Here is an 11,171-nt window from a genome sequence, read left to right as displayed (position 1 = left end):
GGCCGCCGGCCGAGTTGCAACTGGCGGCCGCCATGCCGCCGATGAACAGCCACACCGCGAACGCGACCATGGTGTGCACGGTGGTCGCGGCGTAGGCCGCGCCCGCCGTCAGCGCCGAGCCGACAGTCAGCACGACCCGTTCGCCCACTCGGTCCAGCAGGTAGCCCCACAGGATCAGCGTCGCCACCATGCCGAAACTCGGCATCGACGACAGCAACCCTGCCTCGGCCAGCGGTGTGCCCAGATCGTCTTCGAGGGCGGGGATCATGAACGCCACACCGTTGATGAAAACGAAGGCGCTCGCGGTCACCAACAGCGAGACGACGACGATAACCCAGCGTCGTCGCGGGCTGAGTCCGACCGCGGCGGTCGGGTCCATCGGCATTGATCAATGCTCGCACAACCGGGCGATTGCGTGCAGTCGAAGCGGCGTCCGGCCCGGATGTGCGCTGCGGTCGGCGTTCAGTAGGCTGAAGCGAATGCGCCTTGGCCGAATTGCCAGTACCGATGGCGTCGCGTTCGTCTCCATCGAAGGCGAATCCGACGACCTGACTGTCCGCGAGATTGCCGAACACCCGTTCGGAACGCCAACTTTCACGGGTCGCTCCTGGCCACTGGCCGACGTGCGGCTGCTGGCCCCGATATTGGCCAGCAAGGTCGTCTGCATCGGCAAGAACTACGCCGACCACATCGCCGAGATGGGCGGCTCCGCCGGGCCTGTGCCGGCCGACCCGGTGATCTTCCTCAAGCCCAACACCGCCATCATCGGGCCCAATGTTCCGATCCGGTTGCCGTCCAACGCCTCGCCGGTGCACTTCGAGGGCGAGTTGGCGGCCGTCATCAGCAGGCCCTGCAAGGACGTCACGGCGCACCGGGCGGCCGAGAGCATCCTTGGCTACACGATCGCCAACGATGTCTCCGCCCGCGATCAGCAAAAGGCGGACGGGCAGTGGACCCGGGCCAAGGGCCACGACACGTTCTGTCCGGTCGGACCGTGGATTGAGACTGACGTCGATCCCTCCGACCTGTCGTTGCGCACCCAGGTCAACGGTGAGGTCAAACAGGACAGTCGCACCTCGCTGATGATCCACGACGTTGGCGCGATCGTGGAATGGATCTCGGCGGTGATGACGCTGCTGCCGGGCGATCTGATCCTGACCGGCACCCCCGCGGGCGTGGGCCCGATCGTGGACGGCGACACCGTCGAGATCACCATCTCAGGCATTGGAACGCTGTCGAATCCTGTTGTCCAGCTCCAGGATTCGTAATGCTTGAGGCTCCCGGGGTTCGGTGCGCCAGCTATGGCGCACGATGCCTCGACCTCGGAAATTAGGCGTTGGTGAGAGGTGAGTTGTTTGTTTGGTAGTCTGCTCGTCGGCCCATTACGGCTGGCAGCAGAGTCCGTACGACCGTCGAGTGTCTACCGGCGGGCCTCTGACCAGCGGTTTTAGGCAGCCAATGGGGTATGGTGTAATTGGCAACACAGCTGATTCTGGTTCAGCCATTCTAGGTTCGAGTCCTGGTACCCCAGCAAAAACGGCCCATCACAAGCGATTAGGTGGGCGTTGAGCGGTGAGCTATGCTGACTGCTCGGATCGGTTCCGGCCCCGTCGTCTAGCGGCCTAGGACGCCGCCCTCTCACGGCGGTAGCGTGGGTTCGAATCCCATCGGGGCTACTCATCCTTCACCCCAGCCACTCGTGGGCTGGTCCGGCTTTTGCGCATCGAGATCGACGTTTTGGCGGCAAAGTTCGAGTGCGGGCATGCACAACGTCGATCTCGACGCCGAGGAAGACAACTCCCGGCCCCCGACGAACCTACAAGCCAGCCACTAGCCCGCTGCGGGGGCGGTTGAACCGCCCACCGGCATCGCCGGAATGCCGAGCTTGCGGTGGTCCCACGACCGGGTGCGCTGGGCGACGATGCGCACCGCGACCCGCTTGTTCATCATCATGTCGACCGCGGGCTTCATCTCGTCGGTGTAGGGCCCGGTGTAGCGCTCCCACACACTGACGCCGACACGGAAGATCACCTCCGGGTCGTCGACGATCTCGGCGACCCCTTCGAAGGAGACCCCGCGCAGCGTGTCGTAGGTGTCGCCGGCTTCGATCATGAAGCTCACCCGCGAATCGCGCGTGAGGTTGATGGCCTTTTGTGACTTGGCTTTGGTCTCCAGCCAGATCTCGCCGTCGACCACGCCGTACCACATCGCGGTCAGATGCGGCTGTCCGTCCGATCCGATGGTGGCCAGCGTCCCGGTACGGCTACTGGCGACGAAGTCGGTGATCTCCGTCTCGGACATGACGATCTGCGCGCGCTGCTTCGTTCCCATGGCGACAGTGTCTCAGTTCACGAATTCGCGTCTCACAACCGCCTGGTCAGTGCGTCGGCGGCCGCCAGTAGGTCCGCGGCCCAGCGTGCACCCGGCCGGCGACCCATGCGATCGATGGGGCCTGAGACCGAAATCGCGGCGATCACCATGCCATCCGCGTCGCGCACCGGCGCAGAAACGCTCGCCACGCCGGGCTCGCGTTCGCCTGCGCTCTGCGCCCAGCCCTGTCGACGCACTTCGGCCAGCGCGCGGTCGCCGAACTTCGCGTCGGGCAACACCTCCGCGCGGGTTGCGTCATCGCCGAAGGCCAACAGCACCTTGGCGCCGGAACCGGCCGTCATCGGCAGACGCGCGCCGACCAGGACGGTATCCCGAAGCCCCGCAGGCGGTTCCACCGCCGCAATGCAGATCCGCGACGTACCTTGGCGGCGGTACAGCTGCACGCTCTCGCCGGTGATTTCACCCAGCCGCGGCAGCACCGCCGCGCTGGCCGCCAGCAGTGGATCGTTGACCTGAGCCGCGAGCTCGCTGACCGCAGGGCCCAGCAGCCAGCGTCCCTCGCCGTCGCGCGCGAGTAAACGGTGAACTTCCAAACCCGCGGCCAAGCGGTGCGCGGTGGCCCTGGGCAGCCCGGTGCGATCGCACAATTCGGCTAGTCCGCAGGGCGATTCCGCGATGGTCCGTAGTATCCCTACGGCTTTGTCGAGAACGCCGATGCCGCTATGCTGTCTCACAGAGAGATACTAACGTCTCGAATAGTGAGATCAACGAAGTGGGATGGGCTCGTGACGAAAACTTCAACACCTGGCCTCGCGCGCCCGCGCACGTTGGCGGAGAAGGTGTGGGACGACCACGGGGTCGTGTCGGGCGGCGGCGCCGAACCCGACGTGATCTACATCGACCTGCATCTCGTGCACGAGGTGACCAGTCCGCAAGCCTTCGACGGGCTGCGGCTCGCAGGTCGGCCGGTGCACCGCCCGGATCTGACGCTGGCCACCGAAGACCACAATGTGCCGACGATCGACATCGACAAGCCGATCGCCGATCCCGTCTCGCGCAACCAGGTGGAGACGTTGCGTCGCAACTGCGAAGAATTCGGAATTCGGCTCTACCCGATGGGTGACATCGAGCAGGGCATCGTGCATGTCGTCGGCCCGCAACTGGGCCTGACCCAGCCAGGCATGACCGTCGTATGCGGTGACAGCCACACCTCGACGCACGGCGCATTCGGCGCAATCGCCATGGGCATCGGTACTTCCGAGGTCGAGCACGTGTTGGCGACTCAGACGCTTCCGTTACGGCCGTTCAAGACGATGGCCGTCAACGTCGACGGTCAACTGCCGTCCGGCGTGACCGCCAAAGACATCATCTTGGCCGTCATCGCCAAGATCGGCACCGGCGGTGGTCAGGGGCACGTCATCGAATACCGGGGCAGCGTCATCGAATCCCTGTCAATGGAAGCCCGGATGACAATCTGCAACATGAGCATCGAAGCCGGGGCCAGGGCGGGAATGGTGGCACCGGATGCCACCACCTACGCATTCCTGCGCGGTCGCCCGCACGCCCCGACGGGTGCGCAGTGGGATGCGGCGCAGGCCTATTGGGATCAATTGAGGACCGATGACGGCGCCGAGTTCGACACCGAGGTCTACCTGGATGCCGCGTCGTTGACCCCGTTCGTGACGTGGGGCACCAACCCCGGGCAGGGCGTGCCGCTGGGCGCCGCCGTGCCCGACCCCGAGTTGATGACCGACGACCACGAGCGACAGGCGGCCGAGAAAGCGCTGGCTTACATGGACCTTCGGCCCGGCCTTCCGATGCGCGAGATCGCCGTGGACACCGTGTTCGTCGGGTCGTGCACCAACGGCCGCATCGAAGATCTGCGTGCGGTGGCCAACATCCTGCGGGGCCGAAAAGTGGCCGATTCCGTGCGAATGCTGATTGTGCCCGGGTCGATGCGGGTCCGGGCCCAGGCCGAAAGTGAAGGCTTGGGCGAGATCTTCGCCGCAGCGGGCGCCGAGTGGCGTCAGGCCGGTTGCTCGATGTGTCTGGGAATGAACCCTGACCAGCTCGCGCCGGGGGAGCGCTGCGCGGCAACGTCGAACCGGAATTTCGAAGGCCGCCAGGGCAAGGGCGGCCGCACGCACTTGGTGTCGCCGGCCGTTGCCGCTGCGACCGCGGTGCGCGGAAAGCTCTCCGCGCCGGACGACTTGAACTGACGACAGGGGTAGACAGCATGGACGCATTTCACACCCACACCGGAATTGGAGTGCCGCTGCGGCGATCCAACGTCGACACCGATCAGATCATTCCAGCGGTCTATTTGAAGCGGGTAACTCGAACAGGTTTCGAGGATGGATTGTTCGCGGCGTGGCGCAACGATCCGGCGTTCGTGCTCAATCTCAGCCCATTCGACAGAGGTTCAGTACTGGTGGCCGGACCGGATTTTGGGACCGGCTCATCCCGCGAGCACGCGGTGTGGGCGCTTATGGACTACGGCTTCCGGGTGGTGATCTCGTCCCGGTTCGGCGACATTTTTCGTGGCAATGCCGGGAAGGCCGGTCTGTTGGCGGCCGAAGTTGCTCAGGATGACGTGGAACTTCTTTGGAAGCTGATCGAGGGCAGTCCGGGGCTGGAAGTCACTGTCAGTCTTCAAGATCGGAATGTGTCTGCGGGAACGGTGGTGGTGCCGTTCACGATTGACGATTACACCGCATGGCGTCTGCTTGAAGGCCTCGATGACATAGCCCTTACGCTGCGGAAACGCGATAAGATCGAAGCCTTCGAGGCGGCCCGCCCGGACTGGAAGCCGACGATTTTGCCCGCTTCCTGAAGGCGCGATCGAGCCCGAATTCGCCGCGCCCCAGGGCCGTATATAGCCGCCGCGCCACCTCCCAAGGGCGGCAAGCGGATTCCTAAAAAGTTCGCCAGGAGCCATTGAAATTGCGCGTGGCTCTTGGAAATCAGGCACCTTAGGGTTTACCGTGTCTGCTAGTCGGTCCAAACGAGGGCCACTAGCTTCGGAGGATTTGCATGAACAAAGCAGAGCTCATCGATGTACTCACAGAGAAATTGGGCTCAGACCGTCGGCACGCAACCGCTGCCGTCGAGAATGTTGTCGACACGATTGTGCGCGCCGTGCACAAGGGCGACAGTGTCACCATTACTGGGTTCGGTGTTTTCGAGCAGCGCCGCCGCGCTGCCCGGGTTGCCCGTAACCCCCGAACTGGCGAGACGGTAAAGGTGAAGCCGACGTCCGTGCCGGCCTTCCGGCCCGGCGCACAATTCAAAGCGGTTGTCGCTGGCTCGCAACGTCTCCCGGCGGAAGGACCAGCAGTGAAGCGTGGTGTTGTCTCCGCCGCCGGGGCGGCCAAGAAGGTCGCCAAGAAGGCGCCGGCCAAGAAGGCGGCCGTTGCCAAGAAGGTCGTCAAGAAGGCGCCGGCCAAGAAGGCGGCCGTTGCCAAGAAGGCTCCGGTCAAGAAGGCCGTGACCAAGCGGACCGCTGTTGCCAAGAAGGCTCCGGCCAAGAAGGCTCCGGCCAAGAAGGCGGCAACCAAGCGGGTTCCGGCCAAGAAGGTCACCAAGGCTCCGGCCAAGAAAGCCGCAGCACGGCGTGGCCGTCGCTAAGCACTAGCTGCATCAAACGCAGATTCGCCGCGGAACAGGCTCCCACGAGCCATCCGCGGCGAATCTTCGTATCAGATCACCGCGTTGGAGGCCAGTGGGCTGCCGATGTGGTCAGCGGCGATCAGCCGCCCGTCCACCAACGAAAGCACCCACGTGCTGCCCTTGCGGTTGCGCGACTTGTCCGGGCGTACGCCGTCGCGCTCGCACCACCACGCGATCAGGTCCGGAATCACCTTGCCCTGCGTGCAGATCACCGGCGTGCGGTGCGTCTCGGCAATCTGCAGAACGCGCCGCCGGCCCGACTTGGGGTTGGCGGCGTACGCCTCTTCGGTCAGGGTCGACTCATTGATGATGGTGACGCCCAGTTCCTCAGCCAACGGCTCCACCGTCTGATGGCAGCGCACCCGGTCCGCTGAATGGACGTCGGTGGGGCAGAAGGCCGCGAGTTGCGCGACGAGGGCCTCAGCCTGTGCCCGGCCTTTCTTGTCCAACGGCCGGATCGTGTCGTCGCCGGAGAACCGCGACTTGCTGCCCGCGGTACCGTGCCGGACGATCAGGACAGATTTGGTGCCAGCAGGCTGCTTGGCCCAGCGCCGCAATACCTTTCGATCGTATGGGTAGGACACTTTCTCGATCGCGTCGACGGCCGGGAGCCAGATGAGATCGTCCACTTCGTTGTTGGGGGCGAAGCTGCCGTCGATGCTGCGGGCCGACCAATACTGCACCTTTTTCGTGCCCGGCTCGATCGGATAGCTCACCGTCGCAATTCGGCGACCCAACTGAACGTGGTGTCCGGTCTCTTCGAAGACCTCACGCACGGCGGCCACGGGCTCCGTTTCGTCGGGGTCGACTTTGCCTTTGGGCAGTGACCAGTCGTCGTATCGCGGACGGTGGATCACCGCAACCTCGTCGGCGGATTCGCCCAGACCGGGTCGCCAGAGCACGCCGCCCGCGGCGAGGACGATCCTGCTCGCCGAGCGTCTCGGCGAGGATTGTGTCGACACCTGAACTCCTGCAGGTCAATGTGAGCCTCGGGAACCTCTGGCCAGAGGTCTCACGGCTACGTGTCGGTTAGTTACTGCGGTGCTTTTCCATCTGCGCCACCTGGTGATCGCGAACCGAGTGGCCGTCCTGCGGCAATGCCTTCCACTGGCCTTCGGGCCCCAATTCCCAGCAGCGCGTTGCGGGATCGAGGGCCGATTCGAGGATGTCGTTGAGCCGAGCGGTCAGCTTGGGATCCTTGACCTGAACCAGGACTTCGACGCGGCGATCCAGGTTGCGATGCATCATGTCGGCGCTACCTATCCAGAATTCGTTGATCGCGCAAAAATTGAAGATTCGCGAATGCTCAAGATAACGTCCGAGAATCGAGCGCACGGTGATGTTTTCGGAGAAGCCCGGTACACCCGGACGCATCGCGCAGATACCTCGCACCACAATCTCGACGCGGACTCCGGCCCGCGAAGCGCGGTAGAGCGCATCGATGACCTGCTCGTCGACAAGGGAGTTCATCTTCAGCCGGATACGTCCGTTCCCGGTGTCTTCATGCGCGGCGATCTCCCGGTTGACGCGTTCGATGATGCCGTTGCGGATACCGTGGGGCGCGACCAGAAGGTTGCGATAGGAGACCTTGCGCGAGTAGCCGGTCAAGGTGTTGAAAAGATCGGTCAGGTCGGCGCCGATGTCGGGATCGGCGGTCAGCAGGCCGAGATCCTCATACAGCCGGGCGGTTTTGCTGTTGTAGTTGCCGGTTCCGATGTGGCAGTAACGCCGGATCGTCGAGCCTTCGCGCCGCACCACCAGGCATGTCTTGCAGTGGGTTTTCAAACCCACGAGTCCATAAGCCACATGGACCCCTGCCTGCTCCAGCGCACGGGCCCACTTGATGTTGGCTTGTTCGTCGAACCGGGCTTTGATCTCCACCAAGGCGACGACCTGCTTTCCAGCGTCGGCTGCTTCGATCAGCGCCCGCACGATCGGCGAGTCACCGCTGGTGCGATAAAGCGTCTGCTTGATCGCAAGCACGTTCGGGTCGGCGGCGGCTACCTCGATAAATCGCTGAGTACTCGTGGAGAAGGAGTCATAGGGGTGGTGCACCAGCACGTCGCCTTCGCGCAGGGTCGCGAAAATGCTTTTGGGCGTTTCCCGGTCGGCGAATGCCGGGCTGGTCGTCGGCACGAATGCAGGATCCTTCAGCGCCGGGCGGTCGACACCGTAGATCTGCCACAGCGACGAGAAATCGAGCAGTCCCGGCACCTGGATCACATCGCCGGGATGAACGTCGAGCTCGCGCAGCAGCAGTTCGAGCATGTGTTCAGTCATGTCGTCCGCAACCTCGAGGCGCACCGGCGATCCGAACCTGCGGCGAGCCAGCTCGCGCTCCAGCGCCTGCAGGAGGTCTTCGTCGCGGTCTTCGTCGACTTCGTAGTCGGCATTGCGGGTCACCCGGAATGCATGGTGCTCAACGATTTCCATGCCCGGGAACAGTGCGGTGAGGAAAGCTGCGATCAGCTCCTCCATCGGCAGGAAGCGGACCTCTTTCGGGTTCGCGGAACCGTCGGCGCCAGGTCGGTTGTCGAGTTCGACAAAGCGATCGACGTTGTCGGGCACCTTGACCCGGGCGAAATGCTGACCGCCGTCGTCGGGTTGCCGCACCGTGACGGCGAGGTTCAGGCTCAGGCCACTGACGAAGGGGAACGGATGAGCGGGGTCGACGGCCAACGGCGTCAGGACCGGAAAGACCTGCTCGGTGAAGTAGGTCGACAGCCGGCTTCGCTCCGTCTGGTCGAGATCAGCCCACGTGACGATGCGAATGCCTTCTGCCGCCAGTTCGGGCTCCACCGAATTGAGGAAGACTTCCGCGTGCCGGGTCGCGATCTGCTGCGTCTGCTCGCCGATTCGGCGAAGCTGCTCGCGCGGGGTCAGTCCGTCCGCGGAGCGCACCGACAGCCCCATCTCGTCGCGTCGCTTCAGCCCGGCAACGCGAACCATGTAGAACTCGTCGAGGTTCGAGGCGAAGATCGCCAAGAATTTCGCCCGCTCGAGCAGCGGCAGCGACGTGTCTTCGGCGAGCGCCAGCACGCGCGCATTGAAGTCCAGCCAGCTCAATTCACGGTTGAGGTAGCGGTCTTCTGGAAGTGAATCCTCGACAGTTGCGGTGACGGCGGTGGTGGCGGGCGGTGTACCCGGCGCGGAGTCGGCGGCCGGCCAGGCGGGCGATCCGGCGGTGACGGCGGTGTCCGGTGTTTCGATGTCAGTCACCCTTGCGATCATTCCCCATCGGTAGCTGGTGCTGCCACCGACTGCAGGTGAGACATTTGCCGTTGAGGGCCCGTTCATCCATCGTTATCCGGCCTGGTGCGAGTATCCATCGATCGCCCGCATGGTCGCCGGACCGAGTCCCAAGCCGCGGGCGATCGCCAGATCATCGGGTGTGTCGATGTCGCAGCGCAACCCCGGCCAGCTGCCGGTGAGCTCGATCGCTCCTGAAAGGCGGTGTTGCGCTGAGGAATCCGGCCCGAACCTCGGATCGAGGGGGGTGCCGAACGCGCAGAGAGCCGCGGTGCCCGTGCCCAGTCGGTCGGCGACGAAGCTCCGCTTGTGCTGACGCGCCGCCCTGACTGCATCCGCGAGCTCGTGTGTCTGAAGCGCTGGCAGGTCGCCTTGCAGCACAATGATATTCCGGACAGCGTCCGATAACGCTCGTTCAGCGACGGCGATCGCGTTGTTCAGTGGGTCGGGATGGTCTGCCGGCGTCGGATCGGCAACGATGTCGGCGCCGCATTCGATCGCTGCCGCGGCCGCCACGTGGTCGGGTGTGACCACGGTGACGCGCTGGACCGCACCCACCCTTATCGCGGCGGTCAAGGTGTCGACCAGCATGGCCAGCACCACACTCTCTCGCTGCGGCGCCGAGAGCACCGGCGCCAGCCGAGTCTTGGCGGCCGCCAACCGCTTGACCGCGACGATCAGGCCGACATCTGCGTGCCCGTCGGCTCTGCTGCCGCTCATGGGTTCATCCTGCCAGTGTCGATCTTCGGGCGAGAACTGTGCGAGGCGGCCACGGCCGCGCACGCGATTCGTGACCGTTCTGGCCCCACCGGCCATGATAGATGTAGCCTCGCGATCGTCGGCGAATATAGTTGTCCGCCTTAGACTCTGGCGACTCATCGCAAGCCCCGTCGGCCCGCGCTATCCCGGGTCTTTTCAGTCGGCGGTTCGCCGAGTACGCGATGTGCGAACCTACCCGCCCGCTGGCGATCGGGCGGCGAGCGACCTGGTGGGCAGGTCGCGAGTAGAGGTAGAGCTTGAGTCGTGGTCTGCGGTTCGGTGGGCCATCCGCGCAGTCGCAAGGCGTGGCATCCCCGTGGATGGCATGCCGGTGGCGAAGATAGGGCTGGGCAGGTGGGCGGCGGCTTGTGCGGTTGCGGGGGCATGGACGGTCTGTGAATTGACGGTCTGCGCCAGGGGGGCGTTTGCGGCCCAGGTGGGTGGCACCGACAGCGGTCCGACCAGGTCGGCTCGACCGATGTTGGCGCGTGTCCCGGCTAGGGTCGCTTGTCCGCCGGATTGCGCGGCCATCGGCCCGTATGCGGCCATATTGTTCACGATTTGACCGAGCCCATCGCCGACTGCGCCGGTTCCGCCTGACATCTGCACGGCGCGTTGCACGTAGTCCTGAACCGCGTAAATGATCATGTAGTCAAACGAGTGGAACGTGGTGATGTACAGCTCCGGGCCGACAGCGCCGTTGGACATAAAGCCGCCCAGCGCACCGGAGTTCAAAAAGTCCGATAGCGCCGAGTTGTTTGCCCCACCGATCACGTTGTTCAGAAACCCGGACAGCCCATAGTTGGACGTGGCGTTGGCCGGGCTGAAGATGTTCAGCCCGGAAAGCCATTGCGACAAAGTTTCTTGGGTGTTGCCCGCCGCGGCCGCGGTGGCTTGGGTGGTGGCCACGGTTTGCTGGGTCAGGCCGGTATTGGTGGTGACGGTCGGGGGGGTGGTGAGTGGGGTGAGGGTGGTTGCGGCGGCGGATTGGGCGGCGTAGCTGTACATGGCGGTGGCGTCTTGGGCCCACATGTCGCCGTATTGGGCTTCGGTGGCCGCGATGGCTGCGGTGTTTTGGCCCAGGACGTTGGTGGCGGTCAGGGACGCCAGCTGAGCCCGGTTGGCGGTCACTGCTGCCGGTGGCACGGTGGCGGCGAACGCAT

At 64.5% G+C, this 11,171-nt stretch carries 10 protein-coding genes, 2 tRNA genes and 1 pseudogene; 6 read left to right on the top strand and 7 right to left on the bottom strand.

The features are described from left to right. On the bottom strand, positions 1 to 385 hold a 385-nt coding region (locus AC2VOU_RS04395), incomplete at its 3' end, for an MFS transporter (protein ID WP_486956251.1). Between the two features lie 94 nt (positions 386 to 479). On the opposite strand from AC2VOU_RS04395, the gene AC2VOU_RS04390 reads away from it, so the two are divergent. The 3 genes from AC2VOU_RS04390 to AC2VOU_RS04380 all read left to right on the top strand — a co-directional run bounded on the left by AC2VOU_RS04390 (position 480) and on the right by AC2VOU_RS04380 (position 1,676). After that, positions 480 to 1,268 carry a fumarylacetoacetate hydrolase family protein gene (locus tag AC2VOU_RS04390; protein ID WP_486956250.1) on the top strand — a complete coding sequence of 263 codons (789 nt, stop codon included), beginning with the start codon at positions 480 to 482 and terminating at the stop codon, positions 1,266 to 1,268. Between the two features lie 191 nt (positions 1,269 to 1,459). Beyond that, positions 1,460 to 1,531: transfer RNA gene (locus AC2VOU_RS04385), tRNA-Gln, on the top strand. A 72-nt stretch (positions 1,532 to 1,603) separates the two neighbouring features. Next, a tRNA-Glu gene (locus tag AC2VOU_RS04380) sits at positions 1,604 to 1,676 on the top strand. Positions 1,677 to 1,830: 154 nt separating this feature from the next. On the opposite strand, the gene AC2VOU_RS04375 is transcribed toward AC2VOU_RS04380, so the two are convergent. Both AC2VOU_RS04375 and AC2VOU_RS04370 read right to left on the bottom strand, forming a co-directional pair. Then, entirely contained in the window at positions 1,831 to 2,331 is a 501-nt protein-coding gene (locus AC2VOU_RS04375; RefSeq protein WP_486956249.1) for a pyridoxamine 5'-phosphate oxidase family protein, read from the bottom strand. A 32-nt stretch (positions 2,332 to 2,363) separates the two neighbouring features. Continuing rightward, on the bottom strand, positions 2,364 to 3,065 hold the full coding sequence (locus tag AC2VOU_RS04370) for an IclR family transcriptional regulator (RefSeq protein WP_486956248.1): 702 nt from the start codon (positions 3,063 to 3,065) through the stop codon (positions 2,364 to 2,366). A gap of 51 nt (positions 3,066 to 3,116) precedes the next feature. Here AC2VOU_RS04370 and leuC point away from each other — a divergent pair, with 51 nt between their 5' ends. The 3 genes from leuC (at position 3,117) to AC2VOU_RS04355 (ending at position 5,958) form a co-directional block, all read left to right on the top strand. Continuing rightward, positions 3,117 to 4,550 (top strand): 3-isopropylmalate dehydratase large subunit, encoded by a 1,434-nt coding sequence (gene leuC / locus AC2VOU_RS04365; RefSeq protein WP_486956247.1) that lies wholly within the window; start codon positions 3,117 to 3,119, stop codon positions 4,548 to 4,550. A gap of 17 nt (positions 4,551 to 4,567) precedes the next feature. Further along, entirely contained in the window at positions 4,568 to 5,164 is a 597-nt protein-coding gene (leuD, locus tag AC2VOU_RS04360) for a 3-isopropylmalate dehydratase small subunit (RefSeq protein ID WP_486956246.1), read from the top strand. Positions 5,165 to 5,364: 200 nt separating this feature from the next. After that, positions 5,365 to 5,958, top strand: a complete 594-nt coding sequence (locus AC2VOU_RS04355) for an HU family DNA-binding protein (protein ID WP_486956245.1) — start codon at positions 5,365 to 5,367, stop codon at positions 5,956 to 5,958. A gap of 71 nt (positions 5,959 to 6,029) precedes the next feature. On the opposite strand, the gene mutT1 is transcribed toward AC2VOU_RS04355, so the two are convergent. The 4 genes and pseudogenes from mutT1 to AC2VOU_RS04335 form a co-directional block, all read right to left on the bottom strand. Continuing rightward, on the bottom strand, positions 6,030 to 6,962 hold the full coding sequence (mutT1, locus tag AC2VOU_RS04350) for an 8-oxo-(d)GTP phosphatase MutT1 (protein WP_486956244.1): 933 nt from the start codon (positions 6,960 to 6,962) through the stop codon (positions 6,030 to 6,032). A 67-nt stretch (positions 6,963 to 7,029) separates the two neighbouring features. After that, a pseudogene (locus tag AC2VOU_RS04345) lies at positions 7,030 to 9,238 on the bottom strand (RNA degradosome polyphosphate kinase). A gap of 65 nt (positions 9,239 to 9,303) precedes the next feature. Beyond that, the gene (gene cofC, locus AC2VOU_RS04340) at positions 9,304 to 9,969 is read right to left on the bottom strand and encodes a 2-phospho-L-lactate guanylyltransferase (RefSeq protein ID WP_486956243.1); all 666 of its coding nucleotides are present in this window, start codon (positions 9,967 to 9,969) and stop codon (positions 9,304 to 9,306) included. Between the two features lie 231 nt (positions 9,970 to 10,200). Next, on the bottom strand, positions 10,201 to 11,171 hold a 971-nt coding region (locus AC2VOU_RS04335), incomplete at its 5' end, for a PPE family protein, SVP subgroup (protein ID WP_486956242.1).

The sequence above is a fragment of the Mycobacterium sp. TH-M25 genome (assembly GCF_057473665.1).
This window is presented reverse-complemented; position numbering and strand designations above follow the sequence as displayed.

Bases quoted from the DNA above. Each gene is read 5' to 3' on its own strand.
- cofC (WP_486956243.1), bottom strand. From the start codon at position 9,969: ATGAGCGGCAGCAGAGCCGACGGGCACGCAGATGTCGGCCTGATCGTC.
- AC2VOU_RS04375 (WP_486956249.1), bottom strand. From the start codon at position 2,331: ATGGGAACGAAGCAGCGCGCGCAGATCGTCATGTCCGAGACGGAGATC.
- AC2VOU_RS04390 (WP_486956250.1), top strand. From the start codon at position 480: ATGCGCCTTGGCCGAATTGCCAGTACCGATGGCGTCGCGTTCGTCTCC.
- leuD (WP_486956246.1), top strand. From the start codon at position 4,568: ATGGACGCATTTCACACCCACACCGGAATTGGAGTGCCGCTGCGGCGA.
- AC2VOU_RS04355 (WP_486956245.1), top strand. From the start codon at position 5,365: ATGAACAAAGCAGAGCTCATCGATGTACTCACAGAGAAATTGGGCTCA.